Here is a 20,843-nt window from a genome sequence, read left to right on the forward strand (position 1 = left end):
CGCCTTCACCTCATCATCTTCCATTGTCCACTAGCATCTTACCATAAACTGCCGGGGAACGTCGTGGCGAACCGGCAAAAACCAAATGTTTTCATTTCCCGCCTTGGCTTGAGCGTTTCCCCATTCGCCATGACACCATCCTCAAAACCATTTCACCTTTGGCGCGGTGAATCAGCAGTTTAACCAGCGCGGCCTTCGCCCCGGATGGACGCGTGCAAAAAAAGGGCGCCGCGCCGGACACCCTTGCCGATCAGTTTGTTCGCGTTTGGGAAACAGGAGAAAACCGAAGCTTGCTGATCGTTCAGTTCGCTTTCTGGATCACTTGCTGAAGCGCAGCCTCGATTGGAGGCAGCCATTTGTCGGCCTCCGCCTTGTTTTTCGCCTTCGCCGCTTCTAAGTAGCGTGTCGCTTGATCGTTCAAATCAGCGTACGCCTTGTCGCCGAGCAGCGTTTTGATATCCTGCTCGATCATGTGAATAAAGAGCGCGCCTTCCAAAGCGGTAATCACCGATTTGTCCTGCCCCCAATTTTCTTTGCTTTCTTCATATTCGTGAAGCGCCACTTTCGCCCAGCCGCGCACGAACGCGTGGTTTACCGCTTTCGGGTCGAGCGTTTTGACGTCCGTCTGCAAATCGAACTGTTTCAAAATAAAATCGGCTTCCTCGGCCGCATGCCGTTTCATGTACGGGTAGACGGACTGGTAAAACGCCCAGCCTTCCGCCTGCTTCACTTTGGCTTCCTCAACGTTTTCCTTGGCCGCAGCCGCCTTCGCCGCATAGCCGTGTGGCAGCGCTCCGCTCGCTAAGTAGAATGTTTTCATCAACGTTTTGTCCACCACTTGCTTGCCGAGGGCAAATGAGAGCACATCATCGTTTTGGACGGCTTGCTCCATTTGCGCAAATGCGCCGTTGATGGCGTCAGCGAGCTTCGTTCCATACGCCGCATCGCGTTTTTCCACGGTCGGCTGCAAAATCGCATAAAACGTTTTTGCTTCCTCGATTTCTTCTTTCACTTTTTCTTTATCAGCCCAATGCTCCTCAGCCTCGATAAACTCGTGTTTGATCGTCGTGTAAAACGTTTTTTGCATCAACTTGTCAAAAATTTGCTTGACGACCAACGGCTGAAGCGACCCGTCCTTGCCGGCGGCTAGGGCGGTGGTAATATGGTCGTCGACCGCATCCTCGAATTCGGCGTCACGTTTTTGCACAAGCGGCTGCAGCGTTTCTTTGTAGATGCTCTCCACCTTGCCGAAGTCAACCGCCCCGCCTTGCTTCGCTTTCTCAAGCTCGGCCAACGCTGCGCTGAACGCACCGGCGTAATCCACTTCCGCCTGTTCGTTTTCCTCCTCTGCTTTCGTCTCCGTGTTCGACTTTTCTTGTTTCTCGGCGGCTGTTTTGTTTTCTTTTTCTGTCCCCGCCGTCTGTTCACTTTGGCCGCATGCTCCGAGCGCCAACGCCGCTACGGCGAATACGGCCATCCATTTCCATTTCCAAGACATTGTTTATCCCCCTACTATTATTTTGATAATGATTATCATTGACAATAAAGATTATAATAGACAATGATTTTCAATGTCAATAGATTGTTCAATAAATATGTTATCTTTTCCGCTGATGCTAAAACAATGCTGCTCGCTCCGTTTCCAAATGGTTATCTTTCAGACCATTGACAGGTTTTGAACGATACCGATTTTTTCAAAAAAAACGTCCCAAAAGCGAACATTATACGAACGCCTTTGGGACACCCTCTTTCCTAGATTTAGACATATTGGCCAACAAGCTCTGCTAATGCCTCTTTCGGTTGATAGCCGATCGCTTTATCGACGAGCTCGCCGTTTTTGAACACAAGCAGCGTCGGAATGCTCATGACGCCGAATTTTGCGGCTGTTTCTTGATTTTCGTCGACATTGACTTTGACGATTTTCACTTTGTCGCCCATTTCTTGGTCGAGCTCCTCAAGCACCGGGGCGATCATGCGGCACGGACCGCACCATGGCGCCCAGAAGTCGACGAGCGTGACGCCGTCTTTCGTTTCGACGGCGAACGTTTGATCTGTCGCATTGACAATGGCCATGCGGATTTCCCTCCCTGTTCGAAAATGCTGCAAGCAAAGTATACCATGGAAATCGACAGCGGTGCGAATGTTTTGCTTTCGTTTCTAATATTCGCTCCGCACCGGAATTTATCCAAGAAAAACGGGCGGCGCGCGCCACCCGTTTCAGCGATTACGAATGCACTTTCAGTTTTTTGAATTCTTCCGTGAGAAGCGGAACGACTTCGAACAAATCGCCGACAATGCCGTAATCGGCGACTTTGAAAATGTTCGCTTCCGGGTCTTTGTTAATCGCCACGATCACTTTTGAGTTCGACATGCCCGCCAAGTGTTGGATGGCTCCGGAAATGCCGCAAGCGATGTACAGATCCGGCGTGACGACTTTCCCTGTTTGCCCGATCTGCAGCGAATAGTCGCAATAGCCGGCATCGCACGCTCCGCGCGATGCGCCAACCGCGCCGCCCAGCACTTCGGCCAGCTCTTTGAGCGGCTGGAAGCCTTCAGCGCTTTTCACCCCGCGGCCGCCGGCGACGATCACTTTCGCTTCCGTCAAGTCGACGCCTTCCGCCGTTTTGCGGACGACTTCTTTGACGATCGCGCGTAAGTCTTTGATCTCAACGGCGAGCGTTTCCACGCTGCCTGTGCGCGACTCATCGCGCTCGAGCGGCGCGATGTTGTTCGGGCGCACCGTCGCAAAAATGATGCCGCTTGTGACGATTTTCTTTTCAAACGCTTTGCCGGAGTAGATCGGGCGCGTAAACACAATGTTGCCGCCCGCTTCTTCGACCGCAATGACGTCGGAAACGAGGCCGGCGTCGAGCTTGATGGCCAATTTCGGCGATAAGTCTTTGCCGAGCGCCGTATGGCCGAAGACGATGCCTTCCGGCTGTTCTTTGTCAATCACGGCTTTTACTGCCTGCGAATACCCGTCGGATGTATAAAATTTCAAATTCGGATGCTCAACGACAACGACGCGATCCGCACCGCGGTAAATGAGTTCGTTCGCATGCGCTGCGACTTGATCGCCGATGAGCACCGAGACGACTTCCCCACCTTCGGCGATCGTTTTGGCTGCTGCGATCGCTTCAAACGAAACGTTCCGCAGCGATCCGTCGCGTACTTCCGCCAATGTCAACACTTTGCGTGCCATTCTTTCAGTCCCCCTATTCTTTGATTCCCCGTTGTTTTTCAGCCAAACGCCGGCAGCAGTTCTCGCTTATACCGCTTTCGCTTCAGAACGGAGCAGCTGAACGAGTTCCTTCCCTTGATCGGCGATTGCGCTTGACAAAATTTCTCCTCGCCTCGCGCTTCGCCGCTAGGAACCATCCGGCCGTTCTTACACGACTTTTGCTTCGGAACGAAGCAAGTGGACAAGCTCTTTTACTTGGTCGGCCAGTTCACCTTGCAAAATTTTCCCTGCCTCGCGCTTCGGCGGCAAGAACACTTCGATCGTTTTCGTTTTCGCTTCGACGTCGTCTTCGTCAAGATCCAAATCATCAAGCTCCAGCTCGTCAAGCGGCTTTTTCTTCGCCTTCATAATCCCCGGCAGCGACGGATAGCGCGGTTCGTTCAGCCCTTGTTGCGCCGTGACAAGGAGCGGCAGCGACGTTTCGATGATTTCCTCATCCCCTTCGACGTCACGCACAACGGTCACTTTGCCGCCGTCGGCAATCTCCAACTTTGTAATCGTCGTTACATACGGAATGCCGAGCAATTCCGCGACGCGCGGCCCGACTTGCCCCGAACCGCCGTCAATGGCGACGTTGCCGGCCAAAATAAGGTCGGGGTTTTTGTCCTTCAAATATTCGGCAAGCACTTTCGCGACCGTGTGTTGGTCTTGTTCCTCCACATCATCGTCAATGTTGATGAGCACCGCTTTATCGCAGCCCATGGCGAGCGCCGTGCGCAGCTCTTTTTCCGCCTCTTCATTGCCGACCGTGACAACCGTTACTTCTCCGCCGTGTTGGTCGCGCACTTGAATGGCCTCTTCGATGGCGTACTCATCGTACGGGTTGATGATGAACTCAGCGCCTTCCTCATTGATCTTGCCGTTAGCGATCGAGATTTTTTCCTCTGTGTCAAAGGTGCGTTTCATGAGGACAAAAATGTTCATGTCGTTTTCCCTCCTCAGTTTGATCCAACATTGTTTCAGTTTCCAACATTCAGACATCGATGGCGATTATTTACCTTGAAAGACGGGCGGCCGTTTTTCCAAAAACGCCTGCACGCCTTCTTTCGCATCCTCGGATACAAACACGCGGCCAAACCATTCCGCCTCATCGCGCACCGCTTCAGCGAACGGCTTTTCCTTCGCGGCGTTGAGCAATTCAATGACCGCGCGGACGGAAATCGGGCTTTTTTCGGCGATCTTTTTTGCCAACGCTTTTGCCTCGTCAAGAAGCCGCTCTTCCGGCACCGCCTTGTTGGCCAGCCCCCATTCGACCGCTTCGCTCCCGGTGATCGGCTCGCTCGTCCACATCATTTCCGTTGCCTTGCCGAAGCCAACGAAGCGCACGAGCCGCTGTGTGCCGGCAAATCCGGGAATGAGTCCGAGCTGCAGCTCCGGCAAACCGAGCTTGGCGTTTTCGGCGACAAGGCGAATATGGCAGCTCATCGCCAGCTCCAGTCCCCCGCCTAACGCCGCCCCATGAATCGCCGCGATCACCGGTTTCGGGAAGCGTTCGATCCGCTCCATCACCAGCTGGCCGTCGCGAGACAACGCCGACGCCTGCTCGGCGGAAGCGATCGCCGTAAACTCTTTAATGTCGGCGCCAGCCGAGAAAAACCGCCCCTCGCCATGCAACAGGACGACCCTGACCTCTTGGTCGGTCTCGAGTTCATCGAGCAAGGCTGAAAGCTCTTTCAAGACAGCGGATGAAAGGGCGTTCGCCGGCGGACGCGAAAACGTCACGACCGCAACGAACCCCTCTTTCGTCAAACGAAACGAGTCCATGAAGCCTCTCCCCTTTCTGCGTCTCCGTCAGCGCCCGGCAGCGCACCCTTTGATGAGCAGCTCATATACCGGGTCGGCGAGCGCCGCCAAATCGTATTTTTGTTCGTTCATCACCCACGTCGTCACCGTCTCGTCAAGGGTGCCGAAAATCATTTGCCGGGTGAGACGGACGTCCAAGTCGCGGCGAAATTCCCCTTTTTCCATTCCTTCGACGATGATTCGATCAATGAGCCGCAAATAGCCTTTCAGCACCTCGTTGATGCGATGGCGCAGCTCTTTGTTTGACTGCCGCAGCTCAAGCTGCGTCACGACCGCCATGTGCGGATCGGCGGCAAGAGCGGAAAAGTGGGTCTTCACCAATACATACAATTTCTCTAACGGACTTGAAATTCCTTCTGTCTCCTGTTCGATTTTCTCGATGAACGCCCCCATCTTTTCCTGGAAAAGTGAAATTAAGATGTCTTCTTTGTTTTTAAAATACAGATAGATCGTGCCGTCGGCGACACCGGCCTGCTTGGCGATTTTCGACACTTGCGCCTGATGGTAGCCGTGCTCGGCGATGACGACGACGGCCGCATCAATGATCTGTTTAAATTTCGGTTTTTCTCTGCGCAACCCTAGATTCTCCTTTTCTTGATCGCCAGTCATCAAATGAATGAATGATCATTCATGTTTTTATTTTACGGATCGTTCTGACGATTTGTCAAGCTTCTTTTTCTCTTCTTCCACGAGCGCCCGGCGCAAAATTTTCCCGACCGCTGTTTTCGGCAGCTCGCTGCGGAACTCATACAAACGCGGCACTTTGTAAGCGGCGAGCCGCTCGCGCATAAACGCATCAAGTTCTTGTTCGCTGCACGTCTCTCCCGCTTTGAAGACGACAAACGCTTTCACCGTCTCGCCCCGGTACGGATCAGGCACACCGATCACCGCCGCTTCCTGCACTTTCGGATGTTCATACAGTACCTCTTCGACTTCGCGCGGGTAAATGTTGTAGCCGCTTGCGATGATGATGTCTTTTTTCCGGTCGACGATGTAAAAATAACCGCGCTCATCCATATAGCCGATGTCGCCCGTATACAGCCACCCATCGCGCAGCACTTGCGCGGTTTCTTCCGGCTGATTCCAATAGCCTTTCATCACTTGTGGCCCGCGCACGACCAGCTCGCCAATCTCTCCCGGCGGCACTTCCTCGCCCGTTTCCAAGGAAATGATTTTCGCTTCGGTATCCGGCCAAGGAACGCCGATGCTTCCTTTCACCCGCTCCCCGTCCCAAAGGAAGTTGCTGTGGGTGACAGGCGAGGCTTCCGTGAGACCGTAGCCTTCAATAAGCTTCCCACCGGTCGCCCGCTCAAACTGCTCCTGCACCTCGACCGGCAATGGAGCCGAGCCGCTGATGCACACATTGATGGAAGACAAGTCATACTTCGGCAAATCCGGATCATTCAGCAGCGCGATATACATCGTCGGCGCGCCTGGAAACATCGTCGGCCGGGTGCGCTCGATCGTTTTCAGCGTTTGTTTCACGTCAAAGCGCGGGAGCAACACCATTTTGCTTGCCATCATCACGGACAAATTCATGACCGTCGTCATGCCGTATACGTGGAAAAACGGCAGCACGCCAAGCACAGTCTCTTTTCCTTTTTCACATTTGTACACCCAATGGGCGCACATCAGCGTATTGGCAATCAAGTTGCGATGTGTGAGCATCGCCGCTTTCGGGCGTCCCGTCGTTCCCCCGGTGTATTGCAACAAAGCGATGTCTTCCTGAGGATCGATGGCAACTGGAAACGGCGCTCCCTCGTTCTGCCCGACAAGCGAACGGAACCAATGAACCGCATCGTTCTCCTCAATCTGAACGGACGGCATCTTCTGTTTCCGTTGCACGAGCGGATACAGCCATTTTTTGACCGTCGGCAAATAGTCTTGTATCTTCGTGACGATCCAGTGCTTCACCGGCGTTTTCCCTCGCAGCGCTTCCGCCTTTGGATAAAGCAAGTCGAGCGTCACGAGCACAGAAGCGCCGCTGTCGTTCAGCTGGTACTCGAGCTCATGCTCGGTGTAAAGCGGATTCGTCTGCACGACGATGCCCCCCGCCAAGAGCGCTCCGTAGTAGCTGATGACCGCCTGCGGGCAGTTTGGTAACATGATGGCGACGCGATCCCCTTTTTTCACCCCGAGCGACTGCAGCGAATGGGCAAACGCTTGAACGCGTTTCCACAATTCGCGGAACGTCATCGCCTTTCCTAAAAAATCGATCGCCCTGCAATCACCAAACTGTTCTGCGGTCTCGCGCAAATAATCCGGAAGCGTTTTCGCCGGATATTCCAATGTGTGCGGGATTTCCGGCGGATAATGCGCAAGCCATCGTTTTTCCATCATCATCCCCCCTTATTTCTATTTTATCGTTCGATTCGTAATTTTTCATCAAAAAAAAGAGACTCATCACCACAACATGGACTTAACAGACGATACACTTCTCTGAACAAGTGCATGCAAAACATGATTGGTTTCCTGTTCTTTCTTGGTTGCATAAGTCAGGTGCGTGATGAAAAAGTCAAGGACAACTTTTGGTGAAGAGCCAAAAAAAGAACACCGGAATCAAATCCGGTGTCACCAAAACCAATACGCCAATCCCATCAGCAAAAAACAAGCGCAAACGACAAACAACATTTTCGCCAACACATCGATCGAGCGGTTGCGGACCGCCATATATACAATGCCGGCGACCAGCAGCAGCCCGACCGCAATCAACAGTCCTTTCACGGCTTCCTCCATCGCGTCGTTCCCCTTTACTGAATGCCTTCGCCGATCACAAACGACAACCCGATCGAAATGATCATCGAAATCAGGCCAACCGCCCGATTGTCATTGGCGATCTCCTCATCGATGTTAAACTTTGGCGTCAAAAACTCGTAAATAAAATACGCAGCCAGCAAAAGCAAAAACCCATACATTCCCCAGCCGATCATCGACAACAGCGATTCGTGGCGCTCAAGGGCATAGCGAAAAATGTTGGCGATGCCAAAGATTTTTCCGCCCGTCGCCATCGCCACCGCCACATTGCCTTTGCGGATTTCTTCCCAATTTTTATATTTCGTGACCAATTCAAACACCGCTAAAAAGATGACGAGGCACAACACGGCGACGCTGAAATTGGCCGCCGTTTTCACCATGTCGTGCTCCCAAAACGACGCCATTGCCATCGCCCCCATCATTTCAGTTCCACGATCGTCACTCCGGTGCCGCCTTCATTCGCCTCTCCGAACCGGAAGTGTTTCACCGCTCGGTGCTGTTTTAAAAACTGCTGCACTCCTTGCCGGAGAGCGCCCGTCCCTTTGCCGTGGATGATCGACACGCGCGGGTAGCCGGCGAGCACGGCATCATCCAAGTATTTCTCAAGCCGAATGAGAGCGTCTTCGTACCGTTCGCCGCGCAAGTCAAGCTCGAGGCTCACATGGGCGTCCTTGCCTTTCACCGTCGCGATCGGTGTCACTTCGTTCGCCGGCGCGCTGCCGATATACTCCAAATCGCGCTCATGAATTTTCATTTTCAAAATGCCAAGCTGCACTTGCCATTCGTCGTCCGACACTTTTTCGATCAAATAACCTTTTTGGTTGAGGCTCGTGACTCTCACTTCATCGCCCGGCTGGAACACACGGCGTGAGACGGCCTTTTTCGCCTTTTTCCGCTTCTCCACTTTTGGCACCGCAGCAGCGAGCCGCTGTTTCGCCGCGGCGAGCTCCTGCTCGTTTACTTCCGCCCGCTTTTCTTTTTGCAAGCGGCGCAGTTCGTGGATGATCCGCTCGGCCTCACGCTCGGCGGCGCGGATGATGTCAGTTGCCTGCTTCGCCGCTTCCGCAAGCCGCTCTTCTTTTTCCTCTTCCAGCGCCGCGAGCGTTTGCTCCCACTCGGCGCGCATCCGCTCGGCTTCCTTAAGCGCCGCGCGCGCCCGCGCTTCGTCTTCCTCGGCTTGCTTTTTGCTTCTCTCCAGCGAGGCGATCATGCTTTCCACGCTATGGCTTTCCGCGCTCACTTGGGCTTTCGCCCGCTCGATCACCCGCTCATCCAACCCTAAGCGGCGTGAAATGTCAAAGGCGTTGCTGCGTCCGGGAATGCCGATCAACAGTTTATACGTCGGGCGGAGCGTTTCGGTGTCAAATTCGACGCTCGCGTTGACCACGCCGGCGCGGTTGTAGCCGTACGCTTTCAACTCGGGATAATGCGTCGTCGCCACCGTCCGCGCCCCGCGGCCGTGCACTTCATCCAAAATGGCGATCGCCAGCGCCGCTCCTTCCTGCGGGTCGGTGCCCGCCCCAAGCTCGTCAAACAACACGAGGCTTTCGCCATCGACATGGCGCAAAATGTCGACAATATTGACCATATGGGACGAGAACGTGCTCAAGCTTTGTTCAATCGACTGCTCATCGCCAATATCAGCGAAAACCGAACGGAACACCGCCGCTTCCGATCCGTCGGCCGCCGGGATGAACAGCCCCGCTTGCGCCATGACTGTCAACAAACCGATCGTTTTTAACGTCACCGTCTTCCCGCCGGTGTTCGGTCCGGTGATGACGATCGTCGTATAATCGCCGCCCAGCTCAATGTCGTTTGGCACCGCCTTCTCTTGATCAAGCAGCGGATGGCGCGCCTGCAAAAAGCGAAGGTAGCCGCGGTTGTTGACGGCTGGTTTGGTCGCCTGAATGCGGCGGGCGTACTTCGCCTTGGCGAACGCAAAATCAAGCGCCGCGAGCGCTTCGACCGCCCGCGCAAGCGGCTCGGCCTGTGCGGCGACTTTGGCCGAAAGTTCGCGCAAAATGCGCTCGATTTCCTGCTTTTCTTTCATCCGCGCCTCGCGCAGCGCGTTGTTTAACTCGACAACCGCCTGCGGCTCGATAAACAACGTCGCCCCGGACGCCGACTGGTCATGGACGATGCCGCCGTAAGCGCTCCGATACTCTTGTTTCACCGGGATGACGTACCGGTCGTTGCGGATCGTAACAATGGCGTCCGACAGCTGTTTTTGCGCCGCTGGCGAGCGGATGATGCTCTCGAGTTTCTCACGGATGCGCGCTTCCGCTGACCGAATTTGCCCGCGCAGCGAGCGCAGGCGGTCGCTCGCCGCATCCAATACTTCGCCATGATCGTCGATCGAGCGGCGAACGTCATGCTCGAGTTCCGGCGCTTCGGCAAGCTCAGCGGCATACGAAGCCAAGCGCTCCAGGCCGCCGTGCTCCTCTTGCAGATCGGTGATCAGCCGCTTCATTTGCCGGCTTGCGGCCGCTGTCGCCGCCACTTCCAGCAGCTCTTGTGGGCTGAGCGTGCCTCCGATCGCCGCCCGCTTCAAATGCGGACGAACGTCGACCACCCCATCGAGCGGCGCATAGCCGGCCAGCCGCAAGACCACCGCGGCTTCATCCGTTTCCTCGAGCCAAGCGGACACTTCCTTCCAGTCAGATGACGGTATGAGCGCATCGATTTTTTCCAAACCGAGCGGCGAGGACGCATGCTCGGCCAACTGCGCTTTCACTTTATCGAATTCTAGGGTGTGAAGCACTTTTTGTTGCACGTATCTAACCCCCAGCTGATTCATTTCTTTCGTTTGGCGCGCAAAAACTGTTGCAGCTTCTCAAGCGGCCATGTGTTGACGACCGTGTCTTTCTTGATCCAGCCTTTCCGGGCCGTTGCCACCCCGACCGCCATATCGTCAAGCATGTCCAAATGGTGGGCATCCGTGCTGATAGCGATGTACGCCCCTGCTTCCTCCGCTTTTTTCACGTAAGCCGCCGACAAATCAAGCCGGTTTGGATTGGCGTTCAGCTCAAGGATCGTCTTTGTTTCCGCCGCCAGCTCGATCAGCCGCTCGATATCGACATCATAGCCGGCGCGCTGGCCGATCAGCCTGCCGGTCGGGTGAGCGATGACATCGACATACGGGTGGAAAAGCGCCGCTTCCAACCGCTTCATGATCGTCTCGCGCGGCTGTTTGAACCCGGAATGAATGGCGGCGATGACAAAATCAAGCTCCTCGAGCACATCATCATCATAATCGAGCGTTCCATCCGGCAAAATATCCATTTCGACGCCGGCCAAAATCGTCAAATCCGAATAGCGCGCGTTCAGCCGCTCAATTTCCTCGCGCTGGCGCCGCAGCCGCTCCGGCGTCAAGCCGTTGGCGACTTTCAAATAGCGCGAATGGTCGGTAATGGCGATATACCGGTAGCCGCGGCGGCGGCACGCCTCGGCCAGCTCCTCGAGCGAACACGCGCCGTCGCTCCATGCCGAATGCATATGCAAATCGCCTTGCACGTCTTCAAGGCGCACAAGCGGCCAATCAGCGGAAAACCGCTCCACCTCCGTGCCGTCTTCACGCAGTTCAGGCGGAATATACGGCAGCCCAAAATGGGCGTAAAACGCCGCTTCACTCGGGAACGTTTCCACCTTGCCTGTCGCTTGGTCTTCGACGCCGTATTCGCTGATTTTTTCCCCGCGTTCTTTGGCGAGCTGGCGCATCCGCACATTATGGTCCTTCGATCCGGTGAAATGGTGAAGCGCGGTCGCAAATTGCGCTTCGCTGACCAGCCGAAAGTCCGCGGCGATCTCATCCTCATACTGAAACAGAAGCGACACTTTCGTCTCCCCAGCGGCGATCACCTCACGGATGTGCGGCAGCCGAAGCAGCGCCTCGCGCACCTCCATTGGGCGGGCGGTGGCAATGACATAGTCCAAATCTTTCACCGTTTCGTTCCAGCGCCGCAAACTGCCGGCCCGTGAAAAACGGATCACCCCATCCATTTCGGCAAGCCGGCGCTCGATATCGGCCGAAATCGGCAACACCCGGGCAAGCGGCAGCCGCTCGGGGCGCTTGCCCGCCTCTTCGATGGCCATCAGCAGCTTTTCCTCTGTTTTCGCGCCGAAACCGGGAAGCGCCCGCACTTTTCCCGCTAGGCACGCTTCCTTCAATCCGCCCATATCGACAATACCCAACTCTTGATGCAGCTTGGCGATTTTTTTACCGCCAAGCCCCGGGATTGTAAGCAAGGCGAGCAGCGTTTCCGGAATATCGCGCTTCAATTCTTCGAGCACCGACGATGAACCGGTTTCGACAAACTCGGTGATGATCGCCGCCGTGCTTTTGCCGATGCCGGGAATGGCGGTGAAATCGCCGATTTCCGTCAGGCTTCGCTCGTCCGTTTCCAAGGCGTTCGCCGCTTTGCGAAACGCCGTCACCTTAAACGGGTTTTCCCCTTTAATCTCCATATACAATGCGATCGTTTCGAGCAGACGGATGACCTCTTTTTTATGGACGCTCATCCCCGTCCCTCCCTTTCCCAAAACACCGCGGCCGCGCTCGATCAGACGCCGCCATGAATCCACCAATGGTCAAGCATCTCCGACAACACCGGCGTATGTTTCACAATCGCGGTTGCCATGAGCGAACGCTGCAGCTGCTCTTGGACGCTGTCAATCGGCACAAGCGCGCCGATATACAAAAGCAAAAAGACAAGCAAATACACTTCCGCAAATCCGAGCGCCGCCCCGGCCAAGCGGTTGACGCTGCGCAACAGCGGCAGCTGAGCGACGAAATCGAGCATCGAGCCGATGATCTGAAGAACAATTTTCACCACAAAAAATAAAAGTGCAAAAGAAATCGCCCGATAATACGCATCATCCAAATGCGCGCTCTGAAACAACAGCTTCACCGTCTCCGGGTCGCCAAACGTCGGATACGGAATCCAAAGGCGCAAGGTCGGCACAAATCGCTCATAATAGCGGTAGGCGACGAAAAAAGCGATGAAAAACCCGGCCATATGAATGAATTGGAGAATAAAGCCGCGCTTTAAGCCAATCATCGCTCCGAGCAACAGGACAAACAGCACGATGACATCAATCATCCGGCTTCCCGCCCTTTTCCATGTTCATCTTTTCGACAAGTCGCTGATACTCTTCCTTCAGCTTCAAATATTCGCTGGCGATGTTGACAGCTGTCAACACGGCCAGTTTCGGCACATCAAGCATCGGATGTTTCTCACTGAACTCTTGCATTTTATCGTCAACGAGCGCCGCCACAAGCCGGATATGGGCCGGACTTTCCGTGCCGACGATCGTGTAGTTTTGACCGTAAATACGGACGCTCACCCGCGTTTTTGGCTGTTCTGTCAAGCTTTCTCCCCCATTTCGCCAAATCCTACTGTTTATCATATCACGAACGCTGGTATAATGGAAAGATGCGACACAAAGGGACCCAGAAGAGGATAAAGGAGAGAGCGAACGTTGTCAAACTATGTGATTCAAGCCGACCAACAGCTGCTTGCCGCCTTGCGCGCCCACTACCAAGACGCCTTGTCCGACCGGCTTCCGCCCGGAGCGTTGTTCGCCGTCAAGCGCGCAGATGTCGCGATCACCGCCTACCGCTCGGGGAAAGTGCTGTTTCAAGGGAAAGCGGCGGAACAAGAAGCGGCGAAATGGATGGGGAAGCAAGGAGCTGACCTAGCCAAACGACAGGAGAGAGAGAGCACCTCGCCCCCATCGGAACATAGGCTCGCGAAGCTTTCGGCCATCGGTTCGGATGAAGTCGGCACCGGGGACTATTTCGGCCCGATCGTCGTCGCCGCCGCCTACGTTGATCGGCCGCATATCGCCAACATCGCGGCGCTTGGCGTCAAAGATTCGAAGCAGCTGAGCGACGAGGCGATCAAACGGATCGCCCCCGCCATTATGAAAACAACGCCGCATGCCGTCACCGTGCTCGACAACGCCGAATACAACCGCTGGCAGCAAACGGGCATGCCGCAGACGAAAATGAAGGCGCTCCTTCACAACCGGACGCTCGCGAAACTCGTTGACGTCATCGCGCCGATCGAACCGGAAGCGATCATCATCGACCAATTTTTAGAACGCGACTCGTATTTCCGCTACCTCGCGGATGAAACGCGCATCGTCCGCGAGCGGGTGCATTGCCTGCCGAAAGCGGAAAGCGTGCACGTATCAGTCGCCGCGGCTTCGATCATCGCCCGCTATGTGTTTTTAGAAGAGATGGCGCGATTATCCCGCACCATCGGCCTCCCGCTTCCGAAAGGGGCCGGTGCTGTCGTCGATGAAGCCGCGGCCCGAATCATCCGCCTGCGAGGAGAAGAGATGCTCGAGACGTGCGCCAAGCTTCATTTCGCCAACACAAAAAAGGCGCTTGCCATCGCCAAGCGCCGGTAATCGTTTCGATCCGCGCCCATGGGAAACGTTAGCGTCGCTGCAACGGCCGGCCCGCCGCGACTGAACGACGCGGTTTTCCCTCTTTCCCGCGTGTCTTCGTTTTTGCAAGTATTTTCAGCACGCAACCAGCGAAAAAGGCTGTCCGATCCAATCCGGCGAACCGGTTGTTTCGGACAGCCTTTTCCGCTAGGTGACCGATGACCAACGACCGGATGCGGCACATAAAGAGAGGCAGTGGCTTTCCATGGACGGCCGTCCTTGCTCGTTCAACTGTCTGTCATTCGCTTCCTCATGCCCGTTCTTCGAGCGCCGCGACGACTTTTTCCGCCGTGCTCCGGCTCGATTGCGGGTTTTGCCCGGTGATCAAGTTGCCGTCGCGCACCGAGAAATCGGTCCATTTCTCGCCGCGGACGAAATTCGCCCCGCGCAGGCGCAAGGTCGACTCAAGCAAAAACGGCATATGCACATCAAGTTCGACCTCGCGTTCTTCCTCATCGGTAAACGACGTGACCGTTTTCCCTTTCACGATCGGCGTCCCGTCTTTGTATGTCGCGTTCACCAACCCTGACGGCCCATGGCAGACAGCGGCGATGATCCGGCCGTCTTCGGCGAATTGCTGCAACACGTATTGCAGCGTTTCGTTGTCCGGGAAATCAAACATCGTCCCGTGTCCCCCGGGGAGAAAAATGGCGTCAAATCCGTTCGCGTCATCTTTGCTTAAACGTGCCGTGTTTTTCAGCGCCGCTTCCGCCTCGGCCCAAGACGGGTCTTTCTCATTGATGCTGCGCGGATCCAACGGCACGTCGCCGCCTTTGATGCTCGCCACTTTCACGTCATACCCTTTTTCTTTAAACACCAAATACGGCACGGCAAACTCTTCAAGCCAAAGCCCAGTTTTGTGATCGTCGGTGATCGTCGTATGGTTCGTGACGACCATGAGCACTCGTTTCGTCATGCCCGCCTTCCTCCTTTCCAGTCTGGAATGTTCTCTGCTTCTCATCATACTTTACATTGAGCGAAAACGAAAAAAATATGCTTATGAAACGGAAATGTCACTATGATGGCGCAAACCATGCCTAAGAGCGCAGCGATGGCAAGGAACATGCCGTTTCACCGCATCCTGTATCCAATCGAAAAACCGTGCCGTTTCGCTCGTTCGCTCACGGCGAGGAAAAACCGCTGCTGTTCCGCCCGCGAAAAAAGAAAGCCGCTCCCCGAATCATTTGGGAGCGGCAGCAGCCGGTCATTTTAACTAATTTTCTGCTGTTCAAGCCCATCCGCCTCGCTCACCGGCTGCCCAAACGGCCACCAGTTGGCGCGGCCGAACGTGCGGACCATGACCGGGACAAACAGCGGCAGAACGACAAGAGCGTAAAGCAAAAGCCCTGTCAATACAATCGTCGCGATTTGCAAGAGCGACAGAACGCCGGACGGATACATCGCAGCAAACGTCCCGCCCAAAATGACGGCAGCCGAGATGATGACCGTCCCCATATGTCCCATCGCCGACAGCATCGCTTCTCTCACCGGCCGGTCACGGTATTCGTTGAACCGGTCCATCAGGAAGATGCTGTAGTCGATGCCGAGCGCCATAAGCAGGACGAAGGCGAAAAACGACACCGCCCAGTTCAAGCCGGCATAGCCGAGGCCGTTGACGAAAATCAGTTCGGTGACGGCCATCGACGTGTAATAGGTTAATACAAGCGACAGCATCAAATACAGCGGCATAATGAGCGAACGGAGCAGCACCGCCAACACGATGGCGATGCCAATAAGCATAAGCACCGCTGTATGCCGATAGTCGGCGTTCGAAATCGCTCGCAAATCGGCATACGTGCTTGTGACGCCGCCGACGGCGATGCGCACCCCGTCCAGTTTTGCTTCTTTCACCGCCCGTTCGGCAGCGGCGCGAATGTCATCGATGCGGCCGAGCGCCGATATGGAATACGGATTTTCATCTAAAATGACATCGAACGTGACAATGCGCCGGTCTTTCGACATATACGCGTCTTTCGCCTGCGCAAATTCTTTGCTTTCAAGCGCCGCTTTCGGCATATGCCAGCCAGCCATGTCCTTCGCCGGCGCCGATGACAAATCGGCCAAATACGTTTCCGCCGTTCCCAGACCGCTAGCCACCTTCTGCAAACCGGACGCGCTTTGGTCCAAGCCGTTGACAAGCTGGCCGAGCTGGCCGCCAAGGGCCGAGAAGTGCTCAAGCAGCTGCCGCTGGCCGCCGTTGACTTGCTCGAGGCCGGACGCGAAGCGCGGCAGTTGATCAACGGCTTGTTGTTGGCCATCGGCCGCTTTCGTCAAGCCGGCTTCAAGCTCGCCAAGCCCGGCGATGATTCGATCCAAACCGCTGTTAATCGCGGCTTGCCCGGTCGCCAGTTGGGCAAACGACTCATTCGCTTTCGCTAGGCCGGTGCGCGTTTGGTCAAGCACCCCGTTCAACTGCGCCAAGCCGTTGGCCATGTCGTTCGTCCGGGCGGCCAAGGCGGCGACGGTCATTTTCGCTTGTTGATATTGCGCGTCTTGGCCGAGCTCCGGATGCGACTGCTCGACTTGCGCAAGCAGCGTTTGCACGGCGGCGAGCTGATCGGCGACCGCCTTGAGGCCCGTTTCGATTTGCCGGTATTGGCTGCTGATCGTCGCCAAGCCTTGTTCGGCTTGGTTGTAGCCGCTAAGTAGCTGCGTGGCACCGTCTTGCAGTTTTTTCGCATTGTCGCGCAAGGTCGCCAAACCGTTTTTCAGCTCGCCGGCGCCCATCGCTCCTTGGCGTACGCCTCGTTCGATTTGACGAAGGCCGTTTTGCAGCTTGACGATGCCGTTTTTTAACTGCTCCGTTCCCGAGACGAGCTGGCCGATGCCGGATGACGCTTGCTTCAGCTGCGGCGCGGAAGCGGAGAGCTGATCGCTTGCCGTTTCAAGCCCAGCACCGATTTTTTCGATGCCGTCTTTGCCGGCGCCAAGGCCGTCTTTCAGTTGTTTGGCCTGCTCGGTGACAAACAGCTCTTTGATCGGCTCGCCGGTCGGGCGCGTTGCCGAGCGGACGCTTGCCACGCCGTCGACGTTCTCAACCTCGCGGCTGATTTTTTCGATGAGCGCCAACCCTTCTTCAGAATCGAGCGGCTGCTTGCCTTTTACCACGATTTGCGTCGGCATCGCATCCCCCGGATTGAAGTGGTCGGCAATAATGTCAAACGCTTTAACCGAGCGATAATGGTCGCCGATTTCTTCCATTGAATCAAACGACAGTTTGCCATCGTACGTCACGAGCACCGGCACCGTTACCGCTGCGACGATGGCGAGCGCGAGCAGCGGACGGGCGAATGCAAACCGTCCAGCCGCCAGCCAAAGCCGGCTTTGTCCGTGCTCAAGCTTTCCGCGAACCGGCCAAAACAGCTTCTCGCCAAGCACTGCCATGAAAAACGGCACGAGCGTCACAAGCGCCACAAGCAGCACCGCCACCCCGACGGCGACGGCTGCTGCCGATTGGTACAACTGAAATGTCGACAGTCCGATCGCCGCAAACCCGATCATCACCGCCAATCCGCTCGCCAACACCGTTTTTCCCGCCGTCCGGTACGTGGCGATGACCGCTTCCGTGCGGTCACCGTGTTTCACTAGTTCTTCCTTAAACCGGCTTAAAAGCAAAATGCAGTAATCCGTTCCGATTCCGAACAACACGGCCACCAAAAATGTCTGCGTAAACGTCGATAGCGGAAAGTTGACCTCATCGACCAAAAACGCGACGATCGACTGAGAAACGACGTACGTCGCTCCGACCGTCAACAACGGAATCAACGACGCGACCGGCGAACGGAATACGGCCAACAGCACGATCAAAATAAAGACAACGGTAATTCCTTCCGTCTTCTTCACGCCTTCAAGCGAGCTGGTCACCACATCTTCATCGATCATCCACCCGCCGGTAAAATAATGCTCGACCTTGACGCCGTCCACAGCCTGATAGAGCGCGTCCGTCAACTGTTTCGCCGTCCGCCCAGCTGGGTCGATGCTGATCGAAATGAGCATCGTTGTCCCGTCTTTGGACACCAGCTTTTTTTCCAGCTCCTTATTGGACAGCGGCGAAACGATTTCGGTAATATGCAGCTCGCTTTTTTTCTTTTCCAGCGCTTGAACCGCCTGTTCGATTTCCCGTTTGTCTTGTGCCGTCAATCCGTCTTTCTGATAAAAAACGAGCACGGCGGAGCGCTCATGTTCTTTGCTTTCCTGTTCGTTCGCTTCTTTGATCCATTTCGCCGCCAATGACGACGAATAGCCGTCCGGCACGCTCAGCTGCCCTTTCTCCCGAACGAGCTCGCCCATGTTCGGTGCGGTCATCATAAGCACCGCCGCGATGATGATCCAGCCTGCGAGCACAAACCATTTCCCTTTGATGATCGCTCTCATTTCGCTTCTTCCACCTCCTGCAGCACGCGGGCCAGTTTCTCATACGTGCGGATGAACGTTTCAATTTCTTCTTCCGGGAAGCGGGCGATCACTTCTTCCACGAGCCGATAGACGTTTCGGTCCATTTCCGCAATCCATGCTTCCCCTTGTTCTGTCAGCGATAAGACGATGACGCGGCGGTCGTTCCCGTCACGCTCGCGGCGCAGCCAGCCTTTGTCGACGAGGCGGTTCGTCATCGCCGTCACCGCGCTTTTGTTTACGCCGAACATCGCCGCCAGCTCCGTCGACGTGCACGTCCCCCGCCGGCGAATGTAGCGAAGCAAATAATATTGGTCGTGCGTCATCTCTTCGCAAAGACTGTCTTTGACAAGCGCCGACCCGCGCTTCATCACGAGAAACGAGACGGACAAATAACGGTCGATCCACTCGTCAATGTTTCTTTCTACCATCTGCTCACCTCCGATCCTTCACGAGTTGAACCATCTGTCAGCCCGCTCAATTAGCCCACTCGATTTGTCCATTTAGTTCAATTATTGAACCATTACCACTATTAACGTAACAAGGATAAAAGGAAAAATCAATCGTTTTTTCGCATCATCGTGTCCTCGCCAAAACTGCCATTTGTAAGAGGCATTGATTTTCACTCCCCTTCTAGAAGGCCGGTGAATTAATGGGGCATAGACTTCCCTCATGTCGAATTTTGGAGACCATTCTCCCCGCCATTTGGCGCCAAAGGACGGGAGGACGAGCAGGACTTCCTGCTCCAACTTCCATTTTTGCGCACGCCAAAGAGCCGGTCTCCCCTCGTTTTTTTCGAAACCGGCACAATCGCTTCAGATTTTGCACGACGGCGGTCAACAGCGCCTGTTCTTCCATGGCGTAAAGGCCTCGGCTTCGGGCCCGGTCCAGCCCATGACATTCCTTCCCTTCGGCAAACACATGCTCACAACGCGTGCGAAGGGCTTGAATGGATCGATAACCGCCCTGTTGCTGAATGAGCCTCGCTTGGTTGCGAATCTGAACTTCCCGGACTTTCGCCTGGCGTTGTGCTTCCTGAGCGGGATCCTTCGCCCGGCGCTTCCAGGTTGGAATTTCTTCCATCTCCTTGCGGCGCAGCGACACGAGCGGCGTGATGCCTTGGACGAAGAGCTCTTTCAAATACTCCGTGGTGCCATACGCTTTGTCTGCGGACAAGGTTCGAATCGTGATCGACGGGTGGCGAAACCGAATGGAAGCCAGCTGCTCCAAACTCGTCTCCCGCTCCGCCGTTCCGGTGGCGAGGCTGGCTCGTCTGGACAAAATCACGCGCGACTGGACGTCGATGACGTCGTGCACCAGATACCGAGGATACGCTTCCTGTCCTTTGCCTTTCTTGTACAACCGGGCATCCGGATCCGTCACGCTTCGATGGGTTTGGTTGGAAAACGTAGTTCCACGGAAGTTTCCTCGTTCTCCGGCATGGACGCGTTCCCCTGATGGGGGAGACGGAGAAGGCGGGTCGTCATCGGGATCCCGGTCCGCCTCCGGGGACTCGGCCTGTTCATCTTCCCGGGCGGTGCGGGCGAGGTAGTCCTCCAACGGTTCCACCGGAGCGAGCTTGACTTCCCGCAAGCTGTGGATCGAAGCATTCGCCCGCACTTGAGTGCCATCGGCCGCCGCATGCACATCCGGCGAGACCAGCCCTGCCGCGATGCACTGATCCACCACGTAGGTCATCAGCCGATCAAAGATTCCGTGTTGGCGCCAGCGCTTCCGTGTTTTGACGAGCGTCGTTCGATCCGGCAGTGTGGGGTGATGAGGATCCGGATGGAGCACGGATTCAAAGTCGAGACCGCAAAACCACAAGTATCCGGCATGCATGGGGAGGATCTCATACAACTCCCGCTCGGAGTGGTCGAACAAATACGATAGCAGCATCAGGCGAAGCAGCCGTTCCGGATCCGCCGCCGGACGACCCGTTTTTTCCGTGTACAGGGGAGCCACCCAATCGTGAATGACGGAAAAGTCAACTGCTTCGTTGATTTGGCGCAGGATATGATGTGGGGGAACCAGTTCCTCCATGTCGATGACTTGAAACAGACGAGGCTGAGTCGAAGGATGTTTGGGGGCTTTCATGATCTGCTCACGCTCCATTCAAAGATTCTTCTTCCTTTTTCGACATAAGCCCCCTACATCCCTGCCTTGGCGTGTACTTTTTCACCGGCCTTCTAGAAGGTTG

The 20,843-nt window shown here is 55.5% G+C and carries 18 protein-coding genes; 1 reads left to right on the forward strand and 17 read right to left on the reverse strand.

Annotated features, from left to right (window positions below; translation table 11 throughout):
- Positions 1 to 301: 301 nt before the first annotated feature.
- The 13 genes from GC56T2_RS13120 to zapA form a co-directional block, all read right to left on the reverse strand.
- Positions 302 to 1,498 carry a hypothetical protein gene (locus GC56T2_RS13120; RefSeq protein ID WP_144975776.1) on the reverse strand — a complete coding sequence of 399 codons (1,197 nt, stop codon included), beginning with the start codon at positions 1,496 to 1,498 and terminating at the stop codon, positions 302 to 304.
- A 260-nt stretch (positions 1,499 to 1,758) separates the two neighbouring features.
- A complete protein-coding gene (gene trxA / locus GC56T2_RS13125) occupies positions 1,759 to 2,073 on the reverse strand; it encodes a thioredoxin (RefSeq protein WP_144975778.1) in 315 nt (104 codons plus the stop codon).
- Positions 2,074 to 2,224: 151 nt separating this feature from the next.
- Positions 2,225 to 3,202, reverse strand: a complete 978-nt coding sequence (locus GC56T2_RS13130) for an electron transfer flavoprotein subunit alpha/FixB family protein (RefSeq protein ID WP_144975781.1) — start codon at positions 3,200 to 3,202, stop codon at positions 2,225 to 2,227.
- Positions 3,203 to 3,388: 186 nt separating this feature from the next.
- Positions 3,389 to 4,165 (reverse strand): electron transfer flavoprotein subunit beta/FixA family protein, encoded by a 777-nt coding sequence (locus GC56T2_RS13135; protein WP_033020346.1) that lies wholly within the window; start codon positions 4,163 to 4,165, stop codon positions 3,389 to 3,391.
- 66 nt (positions 4,166 to 4,231) lie between these two features.
- On the reverse strand, positions 4,232 to 5,005 hold the full coding sequence (locus GC56T2_RS13140) for an enoyl-CoA hydratase (RefSeq protein WP_144975783.1): 774 nt from the start codon (positions 5,003 to 5,005) through the stop codon (positions 4,232 to 4,234).
- Between the two features lie 27 nt (positions 5,006 to 5,032).
- Entirely contained in the window at positions 5,033 to 5,620 is a 588-nt protein-coding gene (locus GC56T2_RS13145; RefSeq protein WP_144975786.1) for a fatty acid metabolism transcriptional regulator FadR, read from the reverse strand.
- A gap of 60 nt (positions 5,621 to 5,680) precedes the next feature.
- Positions 5,681 to 7,381 carry a long-chain-fatty-acid--CoA ligase gene (locus tag GC56T2_RS13150; RefSeq protein WP_144975788.1) on the reverse strand — a complete coding sequence of 567 codons (1,701 nt, stop codon included), beginning with the start codon at positions 7,379 to 7,381 and terminating at the stop codon, positions 5,681 to 5,683.
- Between the two features lie 234 nt (positions 7,382 to 7,615).
- Complete coding sequence (locus GC56T2_RS17850) at positions 7,616 to 7,780, reverse strand: hypothetical protein (RefSeq protein ID WP_172706121.1); 165 nt, start codon at positions 7,778 to 7,780, stop codon at positions 7,616 to 7,618.
- 14 nt (positions 7,781 to 7,794) lie between these two features.
- The gene (locus GC56T2_RS13155; RefSeq protein WP_144975790.1) at positions 7,795 to 8,202 is read right to left on the reverse strand and encodes a DUF350 domain-containing protein; all 408 of its coding nucleotides are present in this window, start codon (positions 8,200 to 8,202) and stop codon (positions 7,795 to 7,797) included.
- Between the two features lie 14 nt (positions 8,203 to 8,216).
- On the reverse strand, positions 8,217 to 10,571 hold the full coding sequence (locus tag GC56T2_RS13160; RefSeq protein ID WP_370454547.1) for an endonuclease MutS2: 2,355 nt from the start codon (positions 10,569 to 10,571) through the stop codon (positions 8,217 to 8,219).
- 20 nt (positions 10,572 to 10,591) lie between these two features.
- The gene (gene polX, locus GC56T2_RS13165) at positions 10,592 to 12,316 is read right to left on the reverse strand and encodes a DNA polymerase/3'-5' exonuclease PolX (protein WP_144975794.1); all 1,725 of its coding nucleotides are present in this window, start codon (positions 12,314 to 12,316) and stop codon (positions 10,592 to 10,594) included.
- Positions 12,317 to 12,357: 41 nt separating this feature from the next.
- A complete protein-coding gene (locus GC56T2_RS13170) occupies positions 12,358 to 12,897 on the reverse strand; it encodes a CvpA family protein (RefSeq protein WP_144975796.1) in 540 nt (179 codons plus the stop codon).
- Positions 12,890 to 13,165 (reverse strand): cell division protein ZapA, encoded by a 276-nt coding sequence (zapA, locus tag GC56T2_RS13175; protein ID WP_033020359.1) that lies wholly within the window; start codon positions 13,163 to 13,165, stop codon positions 12,890 to 12,892. The genes GC56T2_RS13170 and zapA overlap by 8 nt, the downstream gene beginning before the upstream one ends.
- A 111-nt stretch (positions 13,166 to 13,276) precedes the next feature.
- On the opposite strand from zapA, the gene rnhC reads away from it, so the two are divergent.
- Positions 13,277 to 14,212 carry a ribonuclease HIII gene (gene rnhC, locus GC56T2_RS13180; RefSeq protein ID WP_144975798.1) on the forward strand — a complete coding sequence of 312 codons (936 nt, stop codon included), beginning with the start codon at positions 13,277 to 13,279 and terminating at the stop codon, positions 14,210 to 14,212.
- A gap of 289 nt (positions 14,213 to 14,501) precedes the next feature.
- Here rnhC and GC56T2_RS13185 read toward each other — a convergent pair whose 3' ends face one another.
- The 4 genes from GC56T2_RS13185 to GC56T2_RS13200 form a co-directional block, all read right to left on the reverse strand.
- Entirely contained in the window at positions 14,502 to 15,167 is a 666-nt protein-coding gene (locus GC56T2_RS13185) for a type 1 glutamine amidotransferase domain-containing protein (protein WP_031407790.1), read from the reverse strand.
- A 293-nt stretch (positions 15,168 to 15,460) separates the two neighbouring features.
- Positions 15,461 to 18,625, reverse strand: a complete 3,165-nt coding sequence (locus tag GC56T2_RS13190; RefSeq protein ID WP_144975800.1) for an MMPL family transporter — start codon at positions 18,623 to 18,625, stop codon at positions 15,461 to 15,463.
- Positions 18,622 to 19,074, reverse strand: a complete 453-nt coding sequence (locus tag GC56T2_RS13195; RefSeq protein WP_144975803.1) for a MarR family winged helix-turn-helix transcriptional regulator — start codon at positions 19,072 to 19,074, stop codon at positions 18,622 to 18,624. The genes GC56T2_RS13190 and GC56T2_RS13195 overlap by 4 nt, the downstream gene beginning before the upstream one ends.
- Before the next feature lie 202 nt (positions 19,075 to 19,276).
- Positions 19,277 to 20,758, reverse strand: a complete 1,482-nt coding sequence (locus tag GC56T2_RS13200; RefSeq protein ID WP_144972437.1) for a transposase — start codon at positions 20,756 to 20,758, stop codon at positions 19,277 to 19,279.
- Between the last annotated feature and the right edge of the window lie 85 nt (positions 20,759 to 20,843).

Origin of the sequence: Geobacillus sp. C56-T2 (assembly GCF_007829715.1) — a bacterium.
In the GTDB taxonomy this organism is placed as follows: Bacteria; Bacillota; Bacilli; order Bacillales; family Anoxybacillaceae; genus Geobacillus; species Geobacillus icigianus.